This window comes from Streptomyces sp. NPDC040405 (assembly GCF_055595765.1).
The window spans coordinates 594,666-620,156 of the sequence record NZ_JBVIVI010000001.1 but is presented as its reverse complement, the minus strand read 5'-3'; the positions used below and the strand labels follow the sequence as shown (position 1 = coordinate 620,156).

At 72.6% G+C, this 25,491-nt stretch carries 21 protein-coding genes; 13 read left to right on the top strand and 8 right to left on the bottom strand.

Annotated features, from left to right (window positions below; translation table 11 throughout):
- The first annotated feature begins 143 nt into the window (after positions 1-143).
- From aroA to ACZ59A_RS02800, 4 genes are read left to right on the top strand one after another with little or no spacing between them, the layout of a single operon-like run.
- Positions 144-3,110, top strand: coding sequence for a 3-phosphoshikimate 1-carboxyvinyltransferase (gene aroA / locus ACZ59A_RS02815; protein WP_470954604.1), 2,967 nt, complete (start codon positions 144-146; stop codon positions 3,108-3,110).
- A gap of 2 nt (positions 3,111-3,112) precedes the next feature.
- The gene (locus ACZ59A_RS02810) at positions 3,113-4,252 is read left to right on the top strand and encodes an acyl-CoA dehydrogenase family protein (protein ID WP_470954601.1); all 1,140 of its coding nucleotides are present in this window, start codon (positions 3,113-3,115) and stop codon (positions 4,250-4,252) included.
- The gene (locus ACZ59A_RS02805) at positions 4,249-5,040 is read left to right on the top strand and encodes an SDR family oxidoreductase (RefSeq protein WP_470952630.1); all 792 of its coding nucleotides are present in this window, start codon (positions 4,249-4,251) and stop codon (positions 5,038-5,040) included. The genes ACZ59A_RS02810 and ACZ59A_RS02805 overlap by 4 nt, the downstream gene beginning before the upstream one ends.
- Positions 5,037-7,097, top strand: a complete 2,061-nt coding sequence (locus ACZ59A_RS02800) for an oxidoreductase (RefSeq protein WP_470952627.1) — start codon at positions 5,037-5,039, stop codon at positions 7,095-7,097. The genes ACZ59A_RS02805 and ACZ59A_RS02800 overlap by 4 nt, the downstream gene beginning before the upstream one ends.
- A gap of 10 nt (positions 7,098-7,107) precedes the next feature.
- Here the strand turns inward: ACZ59A_RS02800 and ACZ59A_RS02795 are convergent, their stop codons facing one another.
- Both ACZ59A_RS02795 and ACZ59A_RS02790 read right to left on the bottom strand, forming a co-directional pair.
- Entirely contained in the window at positions 7,108-8,151 is a 1,044-nt protein-coding gene (locus ACZ59A_RS02795) for a LysR family transcriptional regulator (protein ID WP_470952624.1), read from the bottom strand.
- 109 nt (positions 8,152-8,260) lie between these two features.
- Complete coding sequence (locus tag ACZ59A_RS02790) at positions 8,261-9,652, bottom strand: ankyrin repeat domain-containing protein (RefSeq protein ID WP_470952621.1); 1,392 nt, start codon at positions 9,650-9,652, stop codon at positions 8,261-8,263.
- Positions 9,653-9,808: 156 nt separating this feature from the next.
- Between ACZ59A_RS02790 and ACZ59A_RS02785 the strand changes: the two genes are divergently transcribed.
- The 5 genes from ACZ59A_RS02785 to ACZ59A_RS02765 are packed head-to-tail and all read left to right on the top strand — an operon-like array spanning position 9,809 to position 15,950.
- Positions 9,809-11,101: an ABC transporter substrate-binding protein gene (locus ACZ59A_RS02785; RefSeq protein ID WP_470952618.1), complete on the top strand. Its 1,293-nt coding sequence runs from the start codon at positions 9,809-9,811 to the stop codon at positions 11,099-11,101.
- Positions 11,102-11,146: 45 nt separating this feature from the next.
- Positions 11,147-12,079, top strand: a complete 933-nt coding sequence (locus ACZ59A_RS02780) for a carbohydrate ABC transporter permease (RefSeq protein WP_470952616.1) — start codon at positions 11,147-11,149, stop codon at positions 12,077-12,079.
- Between the two features lie 15 nt (positions 12,080-12,094).
- Positions 12,095-12,922 (top strand): carbohydrate ABC transporter permease, encoded by an 828-nt coding sequence (locus ACZ59A_RS02775; protein ID WP_470952613.1) that lies wholly within the window; start codon positions 12,095-12,097, stop codon positions 12,920-12,922.
- 5 nt (positions 12,923-12,927) lie between these two features.
- The gene (locus ACZ59A_RS02770; RefSeq protein WP_470952610.1) at positions 12,928-13,968 is read left to right on the top strand and encodes a LacI family DNA-binding transcriptional regulator; all 1,041 of its coding nucleotides are present in this window, start codon (positions 12,928-12,930) and stop codon (positions 13,966-13,968) included.
- A 47-nt stretch (positions 13,969-14,015) separates the two neighbouring features.
- Complete coding sequence (locus tag ACZ59A_RS02765) at positions 14,016-15,950, top strand: glycoside hydrolase 5 family protein (protein WP_470952607.1); 1,935 nt, start codon at positions 14,016-14,018, stop codon at positions 15,948-15,950.
- A 7-nt stretch (positions 15,951-15,957) separates the two neighbouring features.
- On the opposite strand, the gene ACZ59A_RS02760 is transcribed toward ACZ59A_RS02765, so the two are convergent.
- On the bottom strand, positions 15,958-17,058 hold the full coding sequence (locus ACZ59A_RS02760; protein ID WP_470952604.1) for an oxidoreductase: 1,101 nt from the start codon (positions 17,056-17,058) through the stop codon (positions 15,958-15,960).
- A gap of 62 nt (positions 17,059-17,120) precedes the next feature.
- Here ACZ59A_RS02760 and ACZ59A_RS02755 point away from each other — a divergent pair, with 62 nt between their 5' ends.
- Complete coding sequence (locus ACZ59A_RS02755; RefSeq protein WP_468053714.1) at positions 17,121-17,501, top strand: MerR family transcriptional regulator; 381 nt, start codon at positions 17,121-17,123, stop codon at positions 17,499-17,501.
- A 58-nt stretch (positions 17,502-17,559) separates the two neighbouring features.
- Here the strand turns inward: ACZ59A_RS02755 and ACZ59A_RS02750 are convergent, their stop codons facing one another.
- Both ACZ59A_RS02750 and ACZ59A_RS02745 read right to left on the bottom strand, forming a co-directional pair.
- On the bottom strand, positions 17,560-17,997 hold the full coding sequence (locus ACZ59A_RS02750) for a VOC family protein (RefSeq protein ID WP_470952600.1): 438 nt from the start codon (positions 17,995-17,997) through the stop codon (positions 17,560-17,562).
- Between the two features lies 1 nt (position 17,998).
- Positions 17,999-18,592 (bottom strand): DinB family protein, encoded by a 594-nt coding sequence (locus ACZ59A_RS02745; RefSeq protein ID WP_470952598.1) that lies wholly within the window; start codon positions 18,590-18,592, stop codon positions 17,999-18,001.
- Between the two features lie 61 nt (positions 18,593-18,653).
- On the opposite strand from ACZ59A_RS02745, the gene ACZ59A_RS02740 reads away from it, so the two are divergent.
- On the top strand, positions 18,654-19,616 hold the full coding sequence (locus ACZ59A_RS02740; RefSeq protein ID WP_470952595.1) for a helix-turn-helix transcriptional regulator: 963 nt from the start codon (positions 18,654-18,656) through the stop codon (positions 19,614-19,616).
- A gap of 333 nt (positions 19,617-19,949) precedes the next feature.
- Entirely contained in the window at positions 19,950-21,644 is a 1,695-nt protein-coding gene (locus tag ACZ59A_RS02735) for an ABC-F family ATP-binding cassette domain-containing protein (RefSeq protein WP_470952592.1), read from the top strand.
- A 3-nt stretch (positions 21,645-21,647) separates the two neighbouring features.
- Here ACZ59A_RS02735 and ACZ59A_RS02730 read toward each other — a convergent pair whose 3' ends face one another.
- Positions 21,648-22,568: a serine hydrolase gene (locus tag ACZ59A_RS02730; RefSeq protein ID WP_470952590.1), complete on the bottom strand. Its 921-nt coding sequence runs from the start codon at positions 22,566-22,568 to the stop codon at positions 21,648-21,650.
- On the bottom strand, positions 22,565-23,491 hold the full coding sequence (locus tag ACZ59A_RS02725) for a LysR family transcriptional regulator (RefSeq protein WP_470952587.1): 927 nt from the start codon (positions 23,489-23,491) through the stop codon (positions 22,565-22,567). Before ACZ59A_RS02725 ends, ACZ59A_RS02730 begins: the two co-directional genes overlap by 4 nt.
- 135 nt (positions 23,492-23,626) lie before the next feature.
- Here ACZ59A_RS02725 and bla point away from each other — a divergent pair, with 135 nt between their 5' ends.
- Positions 23,627-24,535: a class A beta-lactamase gene (bla, locus tag ACZ59A_RS02720; protein WP_470952584.1), complete on the top strand. Its 909-nt coding sequence runs from the start codon at positions 23,627-23,629 to the stop codon at positions 24,533-24,535.
- A gap of 16 nt (positions 24,536-24,551) precedes the next feature.
- Here bla and ACZ59A_RS02715 read toward each other — a convergent pair whose 3' ends face one another.
- Entirely contained in the window at positions 24,552-25,427 is an 876-nt protein-coding gene (locus ACZ59A_RS02715) for a glycosyltransferase family 2 protein (protein ID WP_470952582.1), read from the bottom strand.
- Positions 25,428-25,491: the final 64 nt, after the last annotated feature.

Below are 25,491 nucleotides of genomic sequence, written 5' to 3'. Positions count from 1 at the left end.
CAGGCATGGGAAAGTCGTCGTTTTCAAACGCAGGTCCCGGCCGATAGCGTGATCTTCGGCGCCTGATCGATGAATCCGAGGCGGGCAGCCTTTCTCTGCCAACGCGATGCACATCCCTTATGAACCAGATCGGGAGACTGGAATTGCGGCTATTGGTGAAGCGGTTGACCGATCAGGTCAACGGGCAGATCGTCGTTCCTGCCTCGAAATATCATGCGCACCGAGCCCTGATATTGGCGTCCCTCGCACCGGGGGTGAGCCGGATCGTGGGCCTGTCGGAGGCGGGCCATGTGCGGCACACCCTCGCCGCGCTGCGGAGCCTGGGCACGCGGATCGAGGTGGACGGCGACTCCTTCGTCGTGCACGGCGGCCCGTACCGGCCGCGGCGGACCGAGATATCGGTGGGCAGCTCGGGCACGACCCTGTACTTTCTCGCCGGACTCGCCTGTCTCGCCGAGACGCCGGTGACCGTCGTGGGACAGAAGTACTTCCAGCGGCGCCCGATCGGCCCGCTGCTGCGTGCGCTGTCCGACCTCGGCGTCGACCTCGACTCGCCCACGGGCTGCCCGCCCATCTCCGTACGGCCGCGCCGTCCGAGGGGCGGCCACGTACGCATCCAGGGCACCCTCTCGCAGTGGATCTCCGGGTTGCTGCTGGTGGCGCCGTTCGCGACGGGGCCGAGCACCATCACGGTGGAGGGTGAGTTCAACGAGCGGTCCTATGTCGACCTGACCGTCCGGATGATGAAGCAGTTCGGACTGTACGTCGACGTCTCCGAGGACGGGCGGCGGTTCGAGATCGCCCCGGACCAGCAGCCCAGTCCGGCCACCGTGGTCCTGCCCCCCGACATCGGTTCGGCGGCGTTCGGCCTGGCCACGGCGGCGCTGCACCCGGCAGACGTGCTGTTCCGGGGCCTGCCCGCGATACCCGCGCACGAGGTGGACCACCCCGAGGCGGACGTTCTGAAGATCCTCGCCGACATGGGCCTGGAGATGACGCCCGACCCGGAGACCGGCATGGTCCGGGTCCGCCACGAGGGGACGCGGCTGAACCCCGTCCGGGTCGACTGCCGGGCCGTACCCGACATGCTGCCCGTGCTGTCCGTGCTCGGGGCGGTCGCCGACGGCACCACCGTGTTCGACAACATCGGCCATGTGCGGCTCAAGGAGTCCGACCGGGTCGCGGCGATGGCGCAGCTCAACCGGATGGGCGCGCGGCTCGAACAGCGCGGCGAGCAGTTACTCTGCCACGGCGTCGACCGGCTGACCGGGGCGAATCTCTCCTCGTACAACGACCACCGCGTGCTCATGTCGCTGGCCGCCGCGGGCTCGGTGGCCGAGGGCGAGACCCGGCTGACCTACCCGCACGCGTACCGCATCTCCTACCCGCGCTTCCTCGACGACATGAACGGCATCGGGCTGGACCTGTCGGTGGAGAAGACCCGCGGCGGGAACACCGGCCCGGCACCTTCCCGCCCGGCCGAATTCACCGAGCCCGCCCTCGCCGCCACCGTCCCGATCGGGGACCAGCTGCGCCGATGCGCCGACACCCGCCCCGACGACCCGGCCGTGTTCGACCCGGGCACCGACGGCGGACGGGGGCTGAGCTGGACGTGGCGCGAACTCGACGAACACGTCGACCGGATCGCGACGCTCCTGCTCGACCTCGGGGTGCGGCCCGGCGAGCCGGTCGCCTACCAGCTGCCGAACCAGGCCGAGTTCGTCGCGCTGGCCCTGGCCGTCGCCCGTATCGGAGCGGTCAGCTGCCCGCTGATGCCGATGCTGCGGCAGCGGGAGACGGCCTTCATGCTGCGCCGCTCCCGGGCCCGGGTGCTGGTCGTTCCGGCGAGCTTCCGCGGCCGCGACTATCCGGCCGAAGTGGCGGAGCTGCTCCGCGTGGACGACCCGCCCGCCCTCGAACACGTCCTGGTCATCGGCGGGAACGCGGTGCCGCGGGAAACGGCGGGACCGGTCTGGCACGACTTCGCCGACGCCGTACGCCGGGTGCCGGACCGCGACCGGATCGACGCCCGCCGCCCGGAGCCCGGCGCCCCGGCGCAGTTGCTGTTCACCTCCGGCACCTCCGGTGAGCCCAAGGGTGTGCTGCACCGGATGGACGCGCTGACCAGGGCCGCGGCCATGGAGATCCACCACCTCGGACTGACCGGCGAGGACCGGGTCTTCGTCCCGTCCCCGCTGGCGCACCAGACCGGCTTCCTCTACGGCATGTGGCTCGCGGTCCTGCGGGGCGTGCCGCTGATCCTGCAGCCGACGTGGGACGGCAAGACGGCCCTCGGCCTGCTGCGCGAGTACGGCGGCACGTTCGTCCAGGCCGCGACGCCGTTCCTCGGCGACCTGGTCGAGGCGGTCGAGGAGACCGGGGAGCCCCCGACCTCGCTGCGGATCTTCGTCGCCACCGGGGCGGCGGTGCCGCGCGCACTGGCCGAGCGGGCGACCGAGGTCCTGGGCGCGTCGGTCTGCGGCGCGTGGGGGACGACGGAGACATGCCTCGGCTCGCTGTCCGCGCCCGGCGACGAACCGGCGAAGATGTGGGGCACGGACGGCCGCGCGCTGGCGGGCATCCGCCTGCGCGTCACCGATGACACCGGCGCCGTGCTGCCCGCCGGACAGGAAGGCAACTTCGAGGTCTCCGGGCCGTGCATGTTCCTCGGGTACTACGACCGTCCCGAGTGGACGGCCGAGGCGCTGACCGCCGACGGCTGGTTCCGCAGCGGTGACCTCGCCGTCATCGACGAGTCCGGCTACGTGCGCATCAGCGGGCGGGTGAAGGACGTCGTCAACCGCGGCGGCGAGAAGGTGCCCGTGGGGGAGATCGAGCAGCTGCTGCACACCCACCCCGCGGTACGTGACGTGGCGATCGTGGCGATGCCCGATCCGCGGCTCGGGGAACGGGCCTGCGCGTACGTCGTGGCGGGCGAGGACTTCGACTTCCAGGAGATGCGGCGCTTCCTGGACGAACGGCTGGTCGCCAAGCCGTACTGGCCCGAACGGCTGGTGCGGATCGACCGGCTGCCCCGCAACCCGGCGGGCAAGGTGCAGAAGTTCCTTCTGCGCGAAGACATCCAGAAGCTGATGAGGAGTGGGGCGTGAGCATGGACGAGCAGGACTTCCGGCAACTGGCCACGGACATCGAGGAGTTCGTCCGCGGGCCCGGTGAGCGGTACGCGGAGGAGATCGAACGCACCCACAAGGTGCCCGCCGCGCTCAAGCAGGAGCTGCGCGACCGCGGCTACCTGCGGCTGGCCGCGCCCCAGGAGTACGGCGGCCTGGGCATCGAGTTCCCCCGGTTCCTGGAGCTGATGGAACTGTTCTCGATGTCGCACGCGTCGCTGCGCATGATCGTGCACGTCCACAACGGGGTGTGGCGGGCCATCGACCAGTTCGCCACCGACGAGCAGCGCAAGCAGTTCGTGCTGCCCCAGGTGTCGGCCGACGCCACCGTCGCGTTCACGCTCACCGAGCCCACCGCGGGCACCGGGGCCGACCTGCGGTGCAGCGTCGTACAGGAGGGTGACACCTACTTCCTGTCCGGGGAGAAGCACCTCATCACCTTCGGCGTCGAATGCGACTACTGGCTCCTGTTCGCCCGGCTGGAGGGGACCACGGGCAAGGACGGGACGGTCGCGCTGATGGTGCCGCGCGACGTATCCGGCGTCGACGTCAGGCCCATGTCGGAGACCATGGGCGTGCGGGGCACCGATCACGCGCATCTGGTCTTCGACCGGGCGCCGGTGCCGGTCGCGAACCGTCTCGGCGAGGTCGGCCGGGGCCTGGACGTGGCGCTGGGCGGCTTCCTCACGCCCAGCCGGATCTCGGTCGCCATGACCTGCGTCGGCCTCGCGCGCCGGGCCCAGGAGCTGGCCGTCGAGCACGCTCGGGGGCGTACGACGTTCGGCAAGCCGCTGGCCGCACGGCAGGCGATCTCCTTCGCGCTCGCCGAGAACGCCACCGACATCGAGGCCGCCCGTCAGCTCACCCTGCACGCGGCGCGGCAGTGGCAGGCCGGGGACGCGGCGGCCTTTGGGCTGTCCTCCATGGCCAAGCTGAACGCCGTCGACATGCTCACCCGGGTCACCGACAAGGCGCTCCAGGTCCACGGCGGCATCGGCTACTGGGAGTCCAGCCCGATCGAGCGCGTGTACCGCGACGCCCGGGCGCAGCGGTTCGAAGAGGGCACCAACGAGATTCAGAAGACCGTGATCGCACGGGACGTCCTGGGAGCGGATCGATGAGCGACAGCAAAGTCACCCTGATCACCGGAGCCTCCCGCGGCATCGGCCGCGAGCTGGCGATCCGCCTCGGGCGCGACGGCGGCAGCGTCGTCGTCAACTACAAGAAGAACGCCGAACTGGCCGAGGAGACCCGCAAGCTCGTCGAGCAGGCGGGCGGGCAGGCGATCACCGTGGCCGCCGACGTCGAGAACTCCGAGGACATCGACCGGCTCTTCGACGTCGCGGGCGAAGAGTACGGCCGGCTGGACCACTTCGTGAACAACGCGGCGGCCAGCGCGTTCAAGCCGCTCATGGATCTGAAGCTGCACCACATCGACCGCTCCTACGCGATGAACGTCCGGGCCTTCCTGCTCGGGGCGCAGCGCGCGGTGGGGCTGATGTCCGAGGGCGGCCGGATCGTCACGCTGTCGGGCTACGGCGGCACCCGCGCCTACATGACGTACGCCGCGCTGGGCTCGGCCAAGGCGGCCACCGAGGCCCTCGTCCGCTCCATGGCCGTCGAATGGGCCGGGCGGGGCATCAACGTCAACGCGGTCAGCGGCGGGCTCATCGACTCCGACTCGCTCGACTACTTCTACAACGTGCCCGGCATGGCCCCCATCGAGAAGGTGCTGTCGAAGATCCCCAAGGGGCGGCCGGGCACCGTGACGGAGATGGCGGAGACGGTGGCGTTCCTGCTGTCCCCGGGGGCGGAGTACATCACCGGCCAGACGATCGTCGTCGACGGCGGCCTGTCCGTGGCGGTGCCCCCGTACATCGAGGACATGACACCGCCGCTCACGCCATGACCACCGAGCGCTTCCGCCATGTCTTCCAGCCGTCGCGGATCGGCACGCTCACCCTGCCGCACCGCATCGTCATGGGCCCCATGCACCTGGGCCTGGAGGCCCGTGACGACGGCGGCGCCGCGCTGGCCGCGTTCTACACCGAGCGGGTACGGGGCGGCGCCGGGCTGATCGTCACCGGCGGCGCCGCGGTCAGCCGGGTGGGCGCGGCCGGCGCCGGTTACGGCGTGCTGCCCGACCCCGCCTTCCGGTCCCGGCTGGGCCGGGTCGCCGACGCGGTGCACGAGGCGGGCGGGCTGATCGCCCTGCAGCTGTTCCACGCGGGCCGGTATGCGAGCCCGAGCGCCGTCGGGCCGCACCCGGTGGCGCCGTCGGCGGTGTACAGCAGGGTCTCCCGGTGCACCCCGCAGGCGCTGACCGGGGCGGAGGTCGAGGCCACGCTCGCCGACTTCGCGAAAGGGGCCTCGTACGCCCGCCGACTGGGGTTCGACGGCGTCGAGGTGATGGGTTCGGAAGGCTATCTCGTCGACCAGTTCCTCTCCCCGCTGACCAACCTGCGCGACGACGGCTGGGGCGGCGACGCCGAGCGGCGGACCCGGTTCGGCGCGGAGCTGACGCGCCGGGTGCGCGCCGCGGTGGGGCCGGACTTCCCGGTGATCGTGCGGCTCACCGGCGCCGACTTCCTCGACGGCGGCAACAGCCCCGAGGACGTCGCCGGGTTCGCGCGGAAACTCGTCGCCGCGGGCGCCGACGCGCTCAACGTCGGCGTGGGCTGGCACGAGTCGCCGGTGCCCACCGTGCAGTCCGTGGTGCCGCCCGGGGTGTGGACGCCGATAGCCGAGACCCTGGCGCGCGCCGTGGCTCCCGTGCCCGTCATCACGGGCAACCGGGTCAACCGCCTGGAGCAGGCCGAGTCGATCCTCGCCGCCGGACAGGTGGCGCTGGTCTCGATGTCCCGGCCGTTCCTGGCCGATGCGGAGTTCGTCGCCAGGGCCCGGGACGACCGGCCGAGCGGCATCTGCATCGGCTGCAACCAGGCGTGCATCGATCGCTCCCTGTCCGATGCCGAGGTGAGCTGCCTGGTCAACCCGCGGGCCGCGCGGGAGCTGGAGTTCCCGCGCGTCCGCCCGCCCCGCCCGGCCCGGCCGCGGCGGATGGCGGTGATCGGCGGCGGACCGGCCGGTCTCCAAGCCGCCCGCACCCTCGCCGAGTCGGGGTGCCGGGTCGACCTGTACGAGGCGGAAGCCGAGCTGGGCGGCCAGTTCCGGCTCGCCTGCCGGGTTCCCGGCAAGGCCGACTACGCGGCCGCCGTCGGCCACCTCGGCGCGGAGCTGGCCCGGCTCGGCGTCACCGTGACCCCGGGCCACCGGATCACCGAGGCCGATCTCGGTCTCCTGCGGTCCTACGACGGCGTACTCGTCGCCACCGGGGTCCGGCCGCGCACGGTGCCGATCCCCGGGGCCGACCTGCCCCATGTCCTGCCCTACCCGGAGGCGTTCGCCCCCGGTGCGCTGGGCGAGCGGGTGGCGATCATCGGCGGCGGCGGGGTCGCCGTCGACCTCGCCCACTTCGCCGCCCACACCGAGGCCCGTACGGCCCGCCAGGCCGGACACCCCGCCGACGCGGCGGAGCGGTTCCGCCGCGAGTACGGGCTCGTGCCCGGCGCGGCGCCGGACCTGCCGACACCGGAACGGCGCATCACGATCCTGCACCGCGGTGAGCGCCTCGGTGCCGCGCTGGGACGGTCCAGCCGCTGGGTGGCGCTCGACGCGCTGCGCCGCCGGGGGGTGCGCACCGTGTTCGGGGTGAACTGCGCACGGATCACCGCCGAGGGCGTGCACACCGTCGACGCCGAGGGGAAGGAAGCCGTCGTGGCGGCGGACACGGTCGTCATCGCCGTGGGGCAGGAGCGCGAATCGGCCCTCGGCGGGCTGCTCCACCGGGCCGGGATCGACCATCGCGTGATCGGCGGCGCCCGCGTCACCAAGGGGCTGGACGCCGTGCTGGCCACCGCGGACGGTCTGGCCGCCGCGTCCGAGTACGCCATGAGCCCGCCGTGAGGCCCGGACCCTACGTCCCGCCGAGCGCGGAGGGCGCGAGGCGGGGCGTGCGGGCGGCGCCGGGCCGCCGCGGGTGCGGCAGCCCGGCCAGTACGTTCCCCAGGGGCTCCAGCGCCGCCGCGGCCTCGGCCAGCTTGTCCCGCAGCCAGATGTGCGCCGGGTCGGCGGTGTGGCGGTGATGCCAGTACATGGTGTGGATCAGCGGCGGCAGCTCCGCGTCCAGCCGCGCCGCACGCAGCCCGCACGCCGGTCCGATCAGCGAGAACAGCCGCGCCTGCGCCAGGGTCACCAGCCGCGTCCCGGCGACCACGTGCATCGCCACGGAGCAGTAACCCCCGGAGATGATGCGCCCGGCGCTCGTGGCGGGGGTTTCCGGGCCGGATTCCTGGAAGACCTGCGGGATGGCTTCCAGGTACCCGAGTCGCCGGAGTTCCTCGATGCCGACGATCTCACCGACGCGGTCGTTGTCCTTGTCGGCGATGACGAGCAACTCGTCGCTGAACAGATCCCGGTTCCGATAGCTGAGGATCTCCTTCGGCACGAGCGGACTCGGCGCCACCAGCAGATCGCACTCGGCACGCCGCACCAACGGCACGATGCCGTCGCGTGGCGCGACGATGTTCAGCCGCAGCCGCGGCGCTTCCTCCGCGATCGTCTGCAGAAAGGGCTTCAGCAGGACGATGGAGAGGTAATCGCTGGCGACGACGGTGAACGTGCGGTCGAGAAGGCCCGGATCGAAGGAGGACGTGGTGTCCATCACCGCGTGAATGGACTCGATCGCCCTGGTCACCGGCCCCCGCAGAGACGCCCCCAGCGGGGTCAGGGCCATCTTGCGGCCATCGCGCACGAGCAGCGGATCGCCGAAGTGCTTGCGCAGCTTCGCCAGCGACGCGCTCATGGCGGGCTGCCCCACCATGGTCCGCTCGGCGGCACGCGTCACGTTCGCCTCGGTCAGGAGGGCGTGCAGGGGAATCATGAGGTTGATGTCGATTTTGCGCCGTAGCAGCGAAGACGCCTCGTCCGCGCCCGACACCGATTCCGCGGCGGACGGCATGGAACCACCCTCGCTTGCCCCGAACGTTTGCTGCCGCATCATTCTCCGTAAGTGAACCCGAGCTCCTGCCCCCTACAGCATTAAGCGGGCACAGTCCCTAGCAAGTTCCTTACTTTCCTTCCCTCGGCCCATCCGCGGCGGTGGCGAGGCGGTCCACCACGGCCTGGTAGTGGGTCAGGCCGTGGTCGACCCATTGCTGGGCGCTCTCGCGCGCCGTCCTGCCGTAGGTGCCGGGACGGTCGCGCACACCGTGGGCCAGCATCAGGTCGACCAGCTCGACGAGCTGGTCACTGGAGAGCTCGTGCTCGTAGTAGCCGGTGCCGGTGAGCAGGGCGTCCAAGGGGTGGTCGTACGGCGCGTCCGTGGTGAGCAGGAAGCGGACCTGGTGGTGCAGCACGCGCAGCGAGGTCTCGTCGCGGTACGGGAGCCTCGCGACGAGCGAGTCCACGCGGGTGTCCGCGAGTTCGCGGCTGACGGCTCCCCGGTTCAGCAGCAGGCGGATCTGCCGCTCCGGGTAGGGGGCCGAACGGATGGCCAGGTCGAGCAGGGTCTGGCCGGCGGTGTTCACGGCGTTGAGGTCGGCGCCCGCGTTGAGCAGGGACCACAGGATGGTCCAGTGGTCATCGTCGTCGACCCGGCCGGCGGTGGGGTGGGGGCAGCCCGTGCGGGCGACGGTGGCGAAGTGGGGGGAGTTGCCGAAGGCGGACTGGGCGCGCGGATCGGCACCCGCCGCCAGCAGCGCGCTGACGGCCGCGGGCGTACGCGCCGCCACGGCGTGGTGCAGCGGCGTCGTGCCGTACTCGTCCAGGGTGCCCACGTCGGCCCTGTCGCCGAGCGCGGCCCGCAGCGCGGCCGGGTCCCCGGCGGCCGCCGACCGCAGCAGGGCGCGCCCGGCCGGATCCGGCGTACCGCGGGGCGGCAGTTCGAGGATCGCGTACGCCTCCTCCTGGTGCGGCGGGGCGGCGCTGGCATGCAGCACGAACCGTGCTCCGGGGAGCAACGTCGCCACATGGCCCAGGTAGCCGTCCTTCTCGAACCCCTCGGTCAGGAAGTCCATCGGGCCGAGGACGCCGCAGAGCAACTGGGCTACGGAACGGCGCCGCGGGTCCCGTAGACCTTGGAGGAGGGCGACCCATGCGCCCCTGTCCTCGCCCACCGCTTCCGCGCCGAACCCGGCGGCCTCCTCCGCCCACTCCTCCTGGTCGAGTTCCGTCAGCGACTCATCGTCGGGGAGTTCGTCTCCGAGGAGGTCCAGCGCCTCGTAGACGGAGGTTGCGACACCGACGAGGGCGAAGGAGGGGCCCTCCTCGTCTTCCTCGTCCTCTTCGTCGTCCGCTTCCTCCGGGGCCGGGGCGCCGAAGAGTTCCGCGAGGTCCGCGGCGTCGAAGCTCAGCTCGTCGGGGTCGTACCGCACCACCGCGTAGCGCCCGCCGGTCAGCTCCTCCCGAAGCTCTCCCGACTCGGCCTCCACCAGGCACCGCAACAGCTCATCGAGATCCATGGCCGGGATTCTCACAGGCGGGTGTGACACGGGGCCCCGAGGTGCGGTAGCCGCGCGAAGGGTTGACCGGCGGCGGAGCGGCCCTTACTGTCCTCCCACCCTCCCCGGTATATCGATTAACCAATCCGTTAACCGCCCTGGTTGGAGACATCCGTTGTGCGCTCACGCTTGAGTCGGCGCGGCTTTCTCGCCGCCGGGTCCGGACTTGCCACCGCGACCGCCCTGCCCGCCCTGTCCGGCTGCTCCGCGCTGGCCGCCGAGGATTCCGACCCCCATACGCTCGTGATCCACAGCCAGCTGGGCACCACCGCGCCGGGCTCCCCGACCTATCTGGCCGCCCTGCGGCGCTTCCGGGCGGAGAACCCCGGTCTGAAGGTCAAGAACCTCGTCAACGGCGACGATCTCGCCCAGGTCTACGAGACCTCGCGGCTGGCCCGTAAGGAGCCGGACGTCGTCATGGTCAACCTGTACGACAAGACCCTGGCCTGGACGGATGTGGGCGCCACGGTCGACGTCGAGGGGTATCTGGACGACTGGGGGCTGCGGGAGCGCGTGCTGCCCGTGGCGCTCAACTCGTGGACCGACGGCAAGGGGCGGCTGCGGGCCTTCCCGTACTTCGCCACCAACTGGCCGATCGCCTACAACACCGCGCTGCTGGAGCGGGCCGGGGTGGACGAGATCCCCCGTACCGGCGACGCGCTCATCGGCGCCGCGCGGAAGCTGCGCGCCAAGGGCATCGGCCCGGTGACCGTGGGGGGCAACGACTGGACCGGGCAGAAGCTGCTGGCGCAGATCATTCAGACCTTCCTCACCGAGAAGGAGGCCGAGCACGTCTTCGCCACCGGGGACTTCAGCGGGAGCCGGGGCGCGCGGCAGGGGATCGACTACTTCGTGGAGCTGCGGGACGCCGGTGTCTTTGTCGACAAGGCGCAGGGGCTCACCTCGGACTCGATGACCACCCAGTTCAACACCGGTTCCGCGGCGATCGAATCCGCGATGTCCTCGGCGCTGGCCGAGGTGCCGGAGAAGGTGGCGCGCCGGACCGAGGTGGGCGGCTGGCCGCTCGCGCCGGGCGCGGCCCACGACAGGCCCACGATCCTGCGCACGTACACCCTGATCGGCTTCTGGATCAGCCCGAACGGCACCAAGAAGATCGAGGCCGTCGAGAAGTTCGTGCGCTTCATGTACCGGCCCGACACCGTGGCGCGGTTCATCACCGAGAGCGGCCGGGACATGGCCCTGCGGACCGACACGGTGAGCACCGGCTTCCCGCTGGTGGCCGCGGCGCAGCGGCTCGGCGGCCGGGTGAGCCAGGCGCTGCTGCCGGACGTGTACGTCCCGCCCGCCGCGACCCAGCCGCTCATCACCGCGACGAGCACGTCCTTCACCCGCGGGACCGGCGCCGCCAAGGTGCGCGCCGCCCTCGAAGCCGCGTACCGAAGCGCGTAGGCCCCGCCCCATGCGACCTCCACCCGAACCCCCGGGAGTCACCCCATGACGACGCTGACGCCCACCCGGGGCGGAACCGCCTCCCGGCGCCCGGTCCCGTCCCCGTCCGCACCGCGCCGGGTGCGCGAGGGCGGCACGATCCTCGCCGTACCTGCCCTGGTCTGGTATCTGGTCTTCATGGTCGGCCCGATGGCCGCCATCTTCGTCGTCGCCGCCCTCCACTGGCCCGGGATGCTGCAGCCGGTCACGTTCGCCGGGCTCGGCAACGTCCGTACCGTCTGGGGCGATCCGGTGTTCTGGGAGGCGGTGCGCAACACGGCCGTGCAGCTGGCCGTGGCGCTGCCGGTGATGATCGGTTGCGCGTACATGCTGGGCTACTACGTGGCGCAGCGGCCGCCGGGGCACCGGGTGATCCGGTATCTGCTGTTCGTCCCGGGGCTGATCTCCACCCCCGCCAAGGCGATGGTGTTCTACGCCGCCCTCTCCCCGGACGGCCTGGTCAACGGGGCGCTCAAGGCGATGGGTCTGGCGTCGCTGACCGATGCGTGGCTCGCCTCGCCGTCGACGGCGCTCGGCTGTCTGATCGCGCTGGACCTGTGGAGCGGCATCGGCTTCACGGCCGTCCTGTTCGCCGCCCGCCTCTCCAGCGTGCCGGACGAGGTCGGCGAGGCCGCGCAGCTGGACGGCGCCGGGCACTGGCGGACCATGTGGCGCGTCCACTTCCCGGTGATCCGCGACTACGTGGGCGTGGTGACCATGCTCCAGTTCCTGTGGACCCTCTTCGGCTCCGCCCAGCACGTGCTGCTGCTCACCCAGGGCGGCCCCGGCGCCTCGTCCACGACGCTCTCCTTCCTCGTCTACCAGAAGGCGTTCATCGCGGCCGACCTCGGCTACAGCCAGACCGTGGGCGTGTTCCTCTTCCTGACCGGACTCGTCGGCCTCCTGCTCATCCGCCGCACGTTCCGCCAGAACTACTGATCGGAGCCGCTCACCATGAAGCTCGGCAAGTCCTGGCTGCCCGCCCACATCCTGGTGTGGACCTATGTGGTGCTGCTGGTCGTCCCGCTCTACTACTTCCTCGCCTCCGCCTTCAAGAGCAACGAGGAGATCTTCGCCAGCCCCTTCGCACCGCCGTCGTCGCTGGACCCGGGCAACTTCTCCACCGCCTTCCACCGCGCCGATCTGGGGCTCGCGGTCGTCAACTCCGGCCTGGTGACCGGGCTTTCGCTGGTCCTCACGCTGGGTCTCGCCATCCCCGCGGCGTTCGCGCTGGCCCGGTCCACGGGGCGGCTGGCGTCGGCGCTGGAGAAGGTGTTCTCGCTCGGTTTCCTCATCCCCACCTTCGCCGCGCTCTTCCCGACCTTCCTGCTGGCCGCGGCGACCGGGCTGTTCCACACGCGCACCTTCATGGTGCTGTTCCTCCCGGCCACGGCGATGCCCCTGTCGGTGGTGATCCTGGTGCAGTTCATGCGGACCGTGCCCGGGGAGATGGAGGAGGCCGCCCGGATCGACGGCGCCTCCACCTTCGCCGTGCTGCGCCACGTCTACACGCCGATGTGCCTGCCGGGGATCGCGACGGTGCTGCTGCTGAACTTCCTGACCTTCTGGAACGAGTACCTGTACTCGCTCGTCATCATCGGCCCCGACCCCGCCCAGCGCACCGTCCAGGTGGCGCTGCCCACCCTCAAGGCGATCACGGGAACGGATTACGGTGTGCTGACCGCGGGGACGATCCTCACCCTCGTACCGGTGTGGATCGTCTACACGGTGCTGCAGAAGCGCATGCAGCGGGCGCTCATCAGCGGGGCGGTGAAGATGTGAGCACGGTGCCCGACCAGCGAGTCCAGGGACGGCGGCCCACCATCAAGGCCGTCGCCGCCGTCGCGGGTGTGTCGACCGCCGCGGTGTCCCAGGCGTTCAACAACAAGGGGCGGCTCTCCGAGGCCACCAGGCGCCGCATCCTGGACGCCGCCGTGGACCTCGGCTGGTCGCCGAGCGCCCCGGCCGCCGCGCTGCGCAGCGCCCGTACCCGCACGCTCGCCCTCGTCGTCCGCCGCCCCACCGACGTCCTCGGCGCCGACCCGCACTTCAGCGAGCTGATCACCGGCATCGAGGGCGAGCTTGCGCCGCGCGGCTACGGGCTGCTCCTCCATCTGGTCACCGATGTCGACGAGGAGAGCGCGCTGTACGCACGCCTGGCGGCGGAGGGCCGCGTCGACGGTGCCGTACTCACCGACGCGCGCACCGACGACCCCCGGCCCGCGCTGCTGACCCGGCTCGGCCTGCCCGCGGTCATGCTCGGCGCGACCGACCCCGACGCGCCCGTGCCGGGCGTGGGGCTGGGACACCAGGGCGCGGGCGTGGGCGAGGTGGTCGGCCATCTGCTGGAGCTGGGCCACCGGCGCATCGCCTACGTGGCGGGCCCGGCCGAACTCCAGCACACCCGGCTGCGCCGCCGCCACTTCGAGGAGGGCCTGCGCACCGCGGGCCTCCGGCCCTTCGCCGTGCTGCACACGGACTTCTCCGAAGGCGCGGCCATCGCCGCCACCGAAGCGCTGCTGGACGCCGCGGACCCGCCCACGGCGATCGTGTACGCCAACGACTCCATGGCGGTGTGCGGCATCGGCGCCGCACAGCGCACCGGGCTGCGGGTCCCGGCCGACCTGTCCGTCGTCGGCTACGACAACCTGCCGATCGGCCGCTGGCTGCATCCGCGCCTGACCACCGTCGACCAGCAGGTGCGGCAGGTCGGCGCGGCCGCCGCGCGGCTGCTGCTGGCCCGCTGCGGCGAGGACACCGGGGACACCCGGCTGGATGGGCGGCCCCGCCTCGTCGCCCGCGACTCCACCGGCCCCGCTCCTCCCTGACCCGCCGCGCACGCCCTCGTACGACCCGACGCGACAGAAGAGAGCCCATGCGACGCCACAGCGCCCAGCTCACCCACCACCCCGCCGTCCTGCCCTGGCTCGGCGCCAACTTCTGGTCCCGCACCGGCGGGCCCCTGATGTGGCGGTCCTACGATCCCAAGACGGTGCGCGAGGAGCTGGGGGTGCTGCGCGAGCACGGTCTGAACATGACCCGCTCCTTCTTCTACTGGCCCGACTTCCACCCCGAACCGCACCGGGTCGACGAGGAGTTGTGCGCGCGCTTCCGCGACTTCCTGGACGCGCACACCGAAGCGGGCATGGGGACCATCCCGACCTTCATCGTCGGCCACATGTCCGGGGAGAACTGGGATCCGGCCTGGCGCGGCGGCCGCGATCTGTACGAGGACGTGTGGATGGTCGGCCGCCAGGCGTGGTTCGTGTCGCAGATGACCCGCCGCTTCAAGGACCACCCCGCGGTCACGGGCTGGCTGATCACCAATGAGATGCCGGGCTACGGCCGCGTCTACCAGGTGGATCCGCCGTCCAGTGAGGTCGTGACCGCCTGGGCCCAGGCCATGTGCAACGCGGTGCGGGCGGCGGGCGGAACCCAGCCGGTCTCCCTCGGGGACGGCGCGTGGGGCATCGAGGTGACCGGCCGGGACAACGGCTTCTCGCTGCGCGACACCGCCGAGTACGTGGACTTCGTCGGCCCGCACGTCTACCGCTCCGACACCGACCGGGTGCGCCAGCACCACCGCGCCGCGTTCGAATGCGAGCTGGCCGCGGTGACCGGCGCGCCCGTCGTGCTGGAGGAGTTCGGGCTGTCGACCGACACCGTCTCCGCCGAGAACGCCGCCGTGTACTACCGCCAGACGCTGCACAACTCCCTCCTCGGCGGCGCCACCGGCTGGATCGCCTGGAACAACACCGACTACGACGACCTGTGGGACCAGTCCCCGTACGACCACCACCCCTTCGAGATGCACTTCGGCATCACCGACTCCACCGGCGCCCCCAAGACCCCGCTGCTCGAACTCCGGGCGTTCGCAGAGGTGCTGGGGCGGGTGGACCACCCGCGGTGCCGCCGCGCGGACGCGGGCGCGGCGCTGGTGGTGCCCGCGTTCCTGGAGCGCGGCTACCCCTACAGCCGCCCCGCCGACCGGCCGCTCATCTTCACCTCGCTCCATCAGGCGTACGCCGCCGCGCGCGCCGCCGACCTGCCGGTGGGCCTCACCCGCGAGGCGGACGGCCTCGACGGCGACGTCGCGCTGTATCTGCTGCCCTCGACGCGCCAGCTGACCACCCGCACCCGGCGCGCCCTGGAGCGGCGGGCCCGCGACGGCGCCACCGTGTATCTGTCCTTCTGCTCCGGTGAGCACCCGGGCACCCGCGGCCCCTGGTTCGACGGGCTGGACGCGCTGTTCGGCGTCGAGCTGCAGCTGTCGTACGGGGTGGCGGAGCCGATCGAGGACGACACCCTGGACCTGACCTTCACCGAGGACTTCGGCCCGCTGGCGAAGGGGGAGACGCTGCGGTTCCCCGTCGCGGGCAACGAGGACTCCCGCGCCTACCTCCCCGTCGTCCCCCAGGGCGCCCGCGTGGTCGCCACCGACGCACACGGCCGCCCCGCGCTCCTGGTCCACGAGACCGGCCGCGGCCGCACCGTGCTGGCCACGTACCCGCTGGAGCACATGGCGGCGCGTACCGCCCGCGTCAATCCCGAGCAGACGCACCGGCTGTACGCGGCGCTCGCCGAACTCGCCGGTGCCGCCCGCGCGGTGACGGTCGACACCCCGTACGTCGGCGCCGATGTGCTGGTCCACGAGGACGGGCGGCGGTTCGTGTGGCTGGTCAGCCAGTCGGCGCAGGCCCTGACGGTACGCCCGGTCGCGGACGGCGAACTGCGCGACCTCGTGACGGGCGAGCCGGTCACGGACATCAGGCTGGACGCGTACGGCGTACGGGTCCTGGAGCTGGTCTGACCCGCGCCTAGGGGGCGACGGGATAGTCGGTGTAGCCGGTCTCCCCGCCCACGTACATCAGGTACCGGTTCCGGACCGGGTTGACGGCGCCGCCGCCGCGCAGCCGTTCGACCAGGTCGGGGTTGGCGAGGAACGGGCGGCCGAGGGCGATGAGGTCCGCACCGGCGGCGAGCAGGCGGTCGGCCGCGTGCCTGCCGCCGTCGTCGGGAATCCGGTCGGCGGGCAGGACGGGGTTGGCGATGAGCGTCCCCGCCCACCGCTCGCGGATGTCCCGGTAGACGGGGGAGTCCGGGTCGGCGAAGCCGAGGTGCAGATACGCCAGCCCGCGGTCGGCCAGGGCCGGGACGAGCGCCGCGTACAGCGCGCCGGTCTCCTCGCCCTCCTCGATGCCGTTGACGGTGTTCCCGGGGGAGACGCGCAAGCCCGTCCGCTCGGGGCCGATCTCGGCGGCCACCGCCTCGACGACCTCGACGGTGAAGCGGATGCGGCGGTCGACGCCGCCGCCGTAGGCGTCGGTGCGCAGGTTGGTGTTCGGGGCGAGGAACTGGTGGAGGAGGTAGCCGTTGGCGCTGTGCACCTCGACCCCGGCGAAGCCCGCCTCCACGGCATGGCGGGCGGCGGCCGCGAAGTCGGCCACGGTGGCGCGGATGTCGTCGGCCGTCATCTCGCGCGGGGTGACCGCGGGTTGCTTCCCGGTGGGGGTGTGGAGCGGTTCGGGGAGCGGGACCGGGGAGGGCGCGAGCGGGGTGAGGCCGCTGGTGTCGGGGTGGCCGATCCGGCCACCGTGCTGGAGCTGGAGGAACATGGGCCCGCCGCCCGCGGCGCGCACCGCGTCGGTGACCCGACGCCATCCGGCCAGGTGCGCGGCGTTGTGGAGGGCGGCGATGTCCGGGTAGGTCTGGCCCACCGCGTTGGGCGTGGCGGCCTCGGCGACGATGAGGCCCGCGGAGGCGCGCTGGGCGTAGTAGGTGGCCATGAGGGGCGTCGGAACACCGTCCGCGGTGGCGCGATTGCGCGTCATCGGCGCCATGACCAGGCGGTTGGCGAGGTGCAGCGGGCCGAGGCGGGCCGGGGCGAAGAGGTCCGGGGCGGGGTGTGTGTCCTTCATGCCCGCCAAGCTAGGAGTTAACATCGGTGTCAGATTCAACCGCGAAGGCTGTGAGGTGCGTCATGCGGATCGGGGAGCTGGCCAGGCGTACCGGGGTGAGCGAGCGGTCCCTGCGCTACTACGAGGAGCAGGGGCTGCTGACCGCGGAGCGCACCCCCGGCGGGCACCGCGACTACACCGAGGGCGCGGCCGACCGCGTGGCCCGCATCCAGGAGCTGTACGCGGCCGGGCTGTGCAGCTCCAAGATCGCCCAGCTGCTTCCGTGCATGCGTGACGAGGACGGCGGCCCCTCCGCCACCGCCGACGCCCGCCTGGTCACCGACCTCCTGGTGGAGCGCGACCGCATCGACCGGATGATCGGGGACCTCCAGCGCTCCCGGGCGACCCTGGGCGAGGTCATCGACGCGGCCGCGGCCCGCACGCAGCACCCGCCGCGCGACTGACCCCCGTACGACTGACCCCCGTACGACTGACCCCTGTACGACTGGCCGGTGCGACCGATCAGTCGAGGCAGAACTCGTTACCTTCCGGATCGGCCATCACGAGGTGGCCGGTGCCGAGCGGGGGAGCGGGCTCATGGCGCTCCAGCCGGGTGGCGCCGTACGAGACGAGCCGTTCGGCCTCCGCCTCCAGAGCCGCCATCCGCGCGTCGCCCGCCAGCCCGGGCGCGGCCCGTACGTCGAGGTGCACCCGGTTCTTGGCCCGCTTGCCCTCCGGCACCCGCTGGAAGAACAGCCGCGGCCCGGAGCCGTCGGGGTCGAGCAGCGCCGAGGCGTCGCCGCGTCTCCCGGGCGGCACGCCCATCGCCTCCAGCGCCTGGTCCCACGACTCGAAGCCCTCGGGCGGGTCCTGCACCTGGTATCCCATGGCCTCGGCCCAGAACGCGGCCAGCGCGGCCGGGTCGGCGCAGTCGAAGGTGATCTGAACGTCGCGGGCCATGTCAGCTCGCCTCCCGTCGGCTCCGGTGGGTATGCAGGTAGAGGTCGCGGAGCAGGCACACCTCGGACAGATGGTGGATCATCTCGCGGTTGATGTGCAGCACGAGCGCAGCCATCGGATGGTCGGCGTACGGCCCCTCCGCCTTCCCGCAGGGCCGGGCCAGCCCCGCTTCGCCGAGCGACTCGACCCCGGCCTGCCACGTGGCGTACTCCGCGTCGAGCTGGGCCAGCGCCTCGGCCGCGGTCGCGGCGTACGAAAACGACTGGTAGTCGGTCGGCGTACGGCCGAAGTGCGAGGCGCTGCGCATCGCCAGCACGCCGACGATCACATGCCCGAGGCGCCAGGCGATCGTCGGGAACGGCGGCGGGTCGGGCTCCGGCATCGCGAAGTCGATGGTCATCGCGCCGGATCCGGCTTGCACGGGTGCGGTGCCGGTGCCGCGCGGGCGCACGTTCCAGCAGTCGGGCACCGGCTCCCAGAAGTACTCGTCGTCGGTGAGTCCTTCGAGCCGGTCGCGCAGCTGGTGGGTCCAGTGCCAGTCGAGCTGGTCCCGCAGCAGGGGGTTCCACGTCTGATTCCACGTCTGGTCGGTCATGAGTGCAGCTTGGCGCAGATAGCGGACAGGATCGTTCCGTGATCGGTGGAAGGATGAACGTATGACCGTCGAGGGGACCACCGAACGGGTGCTGCGGCTGCTGGCGCTGCTCCAGCGCCGGACGTCGTGGACCGCCGCCGAACTCGCCGCCGAGCTGGCCGTCACCGACCGCTCGGTGCGCCGCGACGTGGAGCGGCTGCGCGCGCTCGGCTACCCCGTCCACGCGACGGCGGGCGTCGGCGGCGGCTACCAGCTCGGCGCGGGCACCCGGCTGCCGCCGCTGCTCCTCGACGACGAGGAGGCCATCGCGACGGCGGTGTCCCTGCGGCTGGCCTCCGGCGGCACGGTCGCCGGGGCGGGCGAGGCGGCGCTGCGGGCGCTCGCCAAGCTCGACCAGGTGATGCCGCCCCGGCTGCGCGCCGAGGTGCGGGCGGTGCACGGCGCCACCGAGACCCTGGTCGGCCCCGGCGTGGAGATCGACGCGGAGCTGCTGGTGACCCTCGCGCGGGCCTGCCGCGACGCCGTGCGGGTGCGGTTCCGGTACGTCGCCCGCGGCGGCGACGAGCGCGAGCGCACGGTCGAGCCGGTACGGATGGTCACCACCGGCCGCCGCTGGTACCTGATGGCCTGGGACACCGACCGCGACGACTGGCGCACCTTCCGGCTGGACCGGATGCGCGAGGTGGCGGCGACGACGTGGCGCTTCCGGGCGAGGGAGCATCCGGACCCGGTGGCCTACGTACAGCAGTCCGTGACCGGGGCGCCGTACCGGTACGTCGCCCGGGTGCGGCTGCACGCCCCGCCCGACCGGGTGCGGGAGCTGGTGCCGCCCCAGGTGGGCCGCGTCGAGGACGACCACGACGAGGGGTGGTGCGTGCTGGTCGCGGGCGGCGACGATCTGGACTGGCTCGCCGTCCACGTGGCCCGGCTGGGCTTCGAGGCGGAGGTGCTGGACCCCCCGGAACTGCGCGAGGCCGCCGCCCGCCTGGCCCACCGCATAGCGTCGATGGCCGAGCCGCTCTGACGGCCCGGGCGCCCCCACCGCCCCCCACCGGCTCCGCCCGCGGGACGGTCCGGGACATGAGCCGTGGCCCGGGGGCCAAAAAAGCGCGGCCGCCGCAAGGTGGCTGCGCTATCGTGGGGGCGTCCTGTTGTCTCCGATAGAGGTGGACGTTGCGCATCTGAGGTTCGCGATCATCACGCGGTACGGCGTTGCCGTACGCGTGGCTGCGACCTCGGTGCATCAGCCGTCCCTCATCCGACAGGCCCCGCACCCCCGCGCCCCTCCCGGCTTGGCCGCCGCGTGGTGCTCGCATACGACGCCCTGATCCCAGCGCTGACGACTGCGAGAATCACCATGACCCAACCCACCGCCACCCCCGGCGGCGCCACCGCCGTGACCTGCTCCAACCTCTCCTTCCAGTGGCCCGACGGCACCGCACTCTTCGACGGGCTGTCCCTCACCGTCGGCCGGGGCCGCACCGGGCTCGTCGGTACCAACGGCACCGGAAAATCCACCCTGTTGCGGCTGCTGGCCGGTCAACTCCACCCCGTACGCGGGTCGGTGACCATCGGTGGCAGCCTCGCCTACCTGCCGCAGAACATCACGCTCGACACCGCACTCCGCGTCGACCGCGCGCTCGGCATCGCCGAGCGGCGTGCCGCGCTGCGGGCCATCGAGTCCGGGGACGTCGGCACGGAACACTTCGAGACGGTCGGCGACGACTGGGACGTCGAGGAACGGGCGCTGGCGACACTCGGCTCGCTCGGGCTCGGCGGCCTCGGACTCGACCGCACCGTGGGCGAGATGTCCGGCGGGGAGACCGTACTGCTCCGGCTGGCCGCACTGCTGCTGGAGCGCCCCGATGTGCTGCTGCTCGACGAGCCGACCAACAACCTCGACCTGTTCGCGCGCCGCAGGCTCTACGACGCCGTCGACTCCTGGCGCTCCGGCGTGCTGATCGTCGTCAGCCACGACCGTGAGCTGCTGGAACGGGTGGACCGCATCGCCGAGCTGCGGTCCGGGGAGGTCAACTGGTACGGGGGCGGTTGGTCCGCGTACCAGGAGGCGCTGGCCGTCCAGCAGGAGGCGGCCGGGCGCATGCTGCGGGCCGCCGAGGCGGACGTCCGCAAGCAGAAGCGCGAAATGGAGGAGAACCAGATCAAGCTGGCCCGCCGGGAGCGGCGCGGCAAGAAGATGGAGGCCGAGCGGCGCGTCCCGCGCATCGTCGCGGGCAACCGCAAACGCGCGGCGCAGGAGTCGGCGGCGGGGCTCCGCGGTGTGCACGAGGACCGGCTGCGGGAGGCGCGCGAGCGGCGCGAGGAGGCCGCGGACGCGGTCCGCGAGGACGCCGAGATCCGGGTGGACCTGCCGCATACGGCCGTCCCCGCGGGCCGTACGGTGCTGAGCCTGAGCGAGCTGCGCCCCCGCTTCGGGCGGCTGCGCGGCGGCGACCTCCGGGTGCACGGCCCCGAACGCGTCGCGCTGGTCGGCCGCAACGGGGCCGGGAAGACGACGCTGCTGCGCACCCTGGCCGGGGAGCTGGCCCCGCTGTCCGGCGAGGCCAGGGCCTTCGTACCGCTGCGGTTCCTGCCGCAGCGGCTGGACGTGCTGGACGACGGGCTGAGTGTCGCGGCGAACGTGGCCCGCAGGGCGCCCGGCGTCAGCGACAACCACATCCGCTCCCAGCTCGCCCGGTTCCTGTTCAAGGGGGCGCGCGCCGAACAGTCGGCGGGCACCCTCTCCGGCGGTGAGCGCTTCCGGGCCGCCCTCGCGGCCACCATGCTCGCCGCCCCGGCCCCGCAGCTGCTGATGCTGGACGAGCCGACCAACAACCTCGATCTGGCCAGCGTGCGCCAGCTGACCAGCGCGCTCGCCTCCTACCGGGGCGCGCTGCTGATCGCCGGTCACGACCTGCCGTTCCTGGAGTCCGTCGGCATCACCCGCTGGCTGCTCGTCGGCGAGGAGCTTCAGGAGACATCCGCCGAGGAGGTGACCGCACTGCTGGAAGCGACAGAGGCGACAGAGGGGCCGGAAGAAGAGCCCGCGTGACGGTCACGTGCCCTCGTTGCCGCGCAGTTCCTCCACCGCGGTACGGGCGGCGGCGCCGATGACCGCGTCGGCGCGGGGCAGCCGGGCGTCGGCGCGCGCCGCCTGGGTGAACACCACGGCGGTGTACGCGCTGCCGTCGGCGAGTTCGACCACACCGGCCTCGTGGCGCATCGACCCGAACGTCCCGGTCTTCCCCGACACCCTCACATCGTCGTACGGAAACCCGGAGGCGAGCCGGTGCGTCCACGGCTGCTTGCCCATGGCGTCGCGCATGAACGCGCAGGCGTCGGCGGTGGCGGCCCGGCCGGTCCAGATGGCCCGCAGCAGCCGGGCCATGTCCGCGGGCGTGGCGGAAGCCTTGAGGATCGGGTCGTAGACGGCGGGGGAGACCGTGGTGTCGTTGTCCGCGAGGCGTGCCATCGCCGCGCTCAGCGACTCCGCCCCGGTCTCCGCCACCAGCCGCGCGAAGGTGGTGGCCACACCGCCGTGGATGCGGGTGTCCGGCATGCCGAGGTCCCGGCACACCTCGTCGACCGCCGCGGTGCCGACCCGGCGCAGCAGCGCGTCGGCGGCGGTGTTGTCGGAGACGCTCATCATGAGGGCGACCAGGTCGCGCAGGGAGAGGGTGATGTCGTCCCGCAGGATGGAGATGCCGGTGGGACCGGGCATCCGGTCCGACGGGCCGAGCGTCATCCGCTCGCACGGATCGAGCGTCCCGGCGTCCACGAGCCGCCAGAACGCGACCATCAGCGGCACCTTGTAGACGGATCCCACGGGCACCGCTTCGTCGGGGTCGATCGTCACGCATGCCTCGGGGCGACGCAGATCGGCCACATGCAGCCAGCCCCGGACCCCGGCGTCGGCGAACATGCCGCGGAGGGTGCGCTGCGCCCGGGCCTCCCACGCCTTGGCCCCGCCGCTCATCGCGACGCTCCGGTGTGCGCGGCCCGCCCGGACGCCGTCTCCCCGGCCGCCGCCTGCCCGGCCGCCGCCTCAAGCGACGCCGCTTGGAGGGACAGCGCCTCCACCAGCAGCCGCGCCGTCCGCGCGGTCCCTTCGCCGTCCGGCTGCCGGGCGTCCCACACCACCCGCAACCGCAGCGGCAGCGGCGGGTCGACGGCCCGGGTGCGCTCGATGCCGTCGGCGGTCAGCGTGTGGTCGGCCGTGACCAGCACCGCCTGACCCGCCGCCACCAGGGCGAACCCGGCGCGTTCGTCGGAGACCACGACGGTCTCCACGCGCCGCCCCCGGCTGGCCAGGGTGTCCACGAACAGGTCGTACGCCGCCGGAGCCTCCTCCCGCGGACGTACGGCCACGGGCAGCCCCGCGGAGTGTTCGGCGGGCGTGAGCACCCAGGTCGGGAAGAGCACCACCCGGCCCGCCGCCAGGCCGTGCAGCACCGCCGGATGCTGCACCACCGCGACGTCGAGCCGCCCCGCCGCGGTCTCCGACAGCAGCGTCGCGGTCGGTGCCGTCACCACTGCGATACGGCCGCGCTCTCCGGCCCGGACCGGCGCGGAGGCCACGGCCGCCGCGACCCACGGCGGCACCTCGGGGGCCAGCCCGAGCCGCAGCCGCCGCCCGTCGGCCCGTTCGCGGGCCCCGGCCTCCCGCAGCTCCGCCAGCGCGGCCAGCGCGCGGCGGGCGTGGGGCAGCAGCAGGGTCCCCTCGTCGGTGAGGGCCACGCCCCGGTTGCGGTCGAAGAGGCGTACGCCCAGCAGCGCTTCCAGCCGGCGGAGCCCCTGCGACAGCGGTGGCTGAGTGATGCCCACGCGCTGCGCGGCGGCGCCGAAATGCTGCTCCTCCGCCAGCGCGACGAAGATTTCCAAGTGCCGTTCGGTCAGCAACGAACCCCCCTGACATGCGCGGATATCCAGAGGGAATCGCGCGGAAGCCGAGAGTGTATTCGACACGCCGATGAGCGGCGGTCTTCACTGACCGCGTGCGAGACCAGCACGCCCCACACGAGATGAGGACTGCCCGTGCGCATCACCACACCCCCCGCCCCGTCCCGCCGGAAGGTGCTGGCCCTGGGCGCCGGTACGGCGCTGGCCACCCTGGTCGCCGTACCGGGCAGCGCGTCCGCGGCGGACATCACCCAGCGGCTGCGGGCACTTGAGGAGGAGTACGCGGCCCGGCTGGGGGTGTTCGCGTGCGACCCGGCCACCGGGGCGACGGTGTCGTACCGCGCCGAGGAGCGCTTCCCGATCTGCTCCGTGTTCAAGGTGCTCGCCGCCGCGGCGGTCCTGCGCGATCTCGACCGCGACGGCGAATTCCTCGCCAAGCGCGTCCACTACACCGAGGAGTTCGTCCGGAAGGCGGGCTACGGCCCGGTGACGGGCAAGCCGGAGAACATCGCGGGCGGGCTGACCGTCGGGCAGCTGTGCGCCGCCGCAGTGAGCGAGAGCGACAACGCCGCCGCGAATCTGCTCCTCCGCGACCTGGGCGGCCCCACGGCGATCACCCGCTTCTGCCGTTCCCTCGGCGACGGGACGACCCGGCTCGACCGCTGGGAGCCGGAGCTGAACACGGCCGAACCATGGCGGGAGACGGACACCACCAGCCCCGCCGCCATCGGGAAGACCGTCGCGCGCCTCGTCCTCGGCCGGGCGCTCACCCCCGGGGACCGCAAGAAGCTGACCGGCTGGCTGGTGGCGAACACCACCAACACCGAGCGGTTCCGCAAGGGTCTGCCCGCCGACTGGATCCTGGCGGACAAGACGGGCGGCGGCACCCAGTACGGGGTCGCCAACGACGTGGGCGTCGTCTGGCCCCCGGAGCGCACCCCGCTGGTGCTGTCGGTGCTCTCGACCAAGTACGACCCCCAGGGCCCGACGGACAACCCCCTGGTGGCCAGGGCCGCCGCCCTGGTGGCCGACGCGCTCACCTGAGCCCGGTGAGGGCGCGTCAGATCACCGGCGGGCGGCCCAGCCTGGTCATCCGCCACACCGTGCGCCACCGCATGGGCCGCCGGGCGCCGCACGGGGTGCGGACGCCCTCCATGAAGCCGCCCGCCCAGGCGCGCAGGCCGTCGAGGGCGCGGGTGCGGGCGAGGGTGAGAAGGGTCCAGGAGCCGAGGTAGACGGGCACCAGGGGCAGCGGGAGGTGGCGGCGGGCGAGCCAGACGCGGTTGCGCGCGGTCATCCGGTAATAGACCGCGTGCCGGGCGGGGGAGGTGCGGGGGTGCTGGATCAGCAGTTCGGGGACGTACAGCACCTTCCATCCGGCGTCGAGCGCCCGCCAGGCGAGGTCCGTCTCCTCGTGGGTGAAGAAGAACTCGTCCGGCCAGCCGCCGATCTGATCCAGCATCGGCACGGCCAGGGCGTGTCCGCCGCCGAGGAAGGTGGTCACCTCGCCGCCGCGCATCGGGTCGCCCGCCCGGAGCCGGGGGACGTGGCGGCGCTGGGTCTCGCCGGTCTCGTCGGCGATGCGGAAGCTGACGATGCCCAGCCGCGGATCGTCCGCGTACAGGTCGCGCACGGTGCGGAACACGTCCGGGTCCACGAGCAGCCCGTCGTCGTCGAGGTCGATGACGACGTCGACGTCACCGAAGGCGCGCAGCCGCTGCCAGGCGACATTGCGGCCGCCGGAGACGCCGAGGTTCTCCGCCAGCTCGACCGCGGTCACCTCGTCCGGCATCTCGGGGAGCGGGGAGCCGTTGCCGACGACGACGATGCGCGTGGGCGGTACGTCCTGCTTCGCGACCGACTCCAGCAGGGCGGCCACCTCTCTGGGCCGGTTGCCCATGGTCAGGATGGCAACGCCCAGGCGTGGTTCGGACACGGCGGAACTCCAGAGGTTGGTTACGGTGAGGTGATCGTAACCAGTCGCCGAGGCGTCCTGTCGA

Coding starts and splice junctions, on each gene's coding strand:
- ACZ59A_RS02735 (WP_470952592.1), top strand. CDS start 19,950: ATGACCCAACCCACCGCCACCCCCGGCGGCGCCACCGCCGTGACCTGC.
- ACZ59A_RS02730 (WP_470952590.1), bottom strand. CDS start 22,568: ATGAGCGGCGGGGCCAAGGCGTGGGAGGCCCGGGCGCAGCGCACCCTC.
- ACZ59A_RS02750 (WP_470952600.1), bottom strand. CDS start 17,997: ATGGCCCGCGACGTTCAGATCACCTTCGACTGCGCCGACCCGGCCGCG.
- ACZ59A_RS02740 (WP_470952595.1), top strand. CDS start 18,654: ATGACCGTCGAGGGGACCACCGAACGGGTGCTGCGGCTGCTGGCGCTG.
- ACZ59A_RS02805 (WP_470952630.1), top strand. CDS start 4,249: ATGAGCGACAGCAAAGTCACCCTGATCACCGGAGCCTCCCGCGGCATC.
- ACZ59A_RS02755 (WP_468053714.1), top strand. CDS start 17,121: ATGCGGATCGGGGAGCTGGCCAGGCGTACCGGGGTGAGCGAGCGGTCC.
- ACZ59A_RS02780 (WP_470952616.1), top strand. CDS start 11,147: ATGACGACGCTGACGCCCACCCGGGGCGGAACCGCCTCCCGGCGCCCG.
- ACZ59A_RS02765 (WP_470952607.1), top strand. CDS start 14,016: ATGCGACGCCACAGCGCCCAGCTCACCCACCACCCCGCCGTCCTGCCC.
- ACZ59A_RS02800 (WP_470952627.1), top strand. CDS start 5,037: ATGACCACCGAGCGCTTCCGCCATGTCTTCCAGCCGTCGCGGATCGGC.
- ACZ59A_RS02760 (WP_470952604.1), bottom strand. CDS start 17,058: ATGAAGGACACACACCCCGCCCCGGACCTCTTCGCCCCGGCCCGCCTC.
- ACZ59A_RS02795 (WP_470952624.1), bottom strand. CDS start 8,151: ATGCCGTCCGCCGCGGAATCGGTGTCGGGCGCGGACGAGGCGTCTTCG.
- ACZ59A_RS02810 (WP_470954601.1), top strand. CDS start 3,113: ATGGACGAGCAGGACTTCCGGCAACTGGCCACGGACATCGAGGAGTTC.
- ACZ59A_RS02775 (WP_470952613.1), top strand. CDS start 12,095: ATGAAGCTCGGCAAGTCCTGGCTGCCCGCCCACATCCTGGTGTGGACC.
- ACZ59A_RS02745 (WP_470952598.1), bottom strand. CDS start 18,592: ATGACCGACCAGACGTGGAATCAGACGTGGAACCCCCTGCTGCGGGAC.
- ACZ59A_RS02790 (WP_470952621.1), bottom strand. CDS start 9,652: ATGGATCTCGATGAGCTGTTGCGGTGCCTGGTGGAGGCCGAGTCGGGA.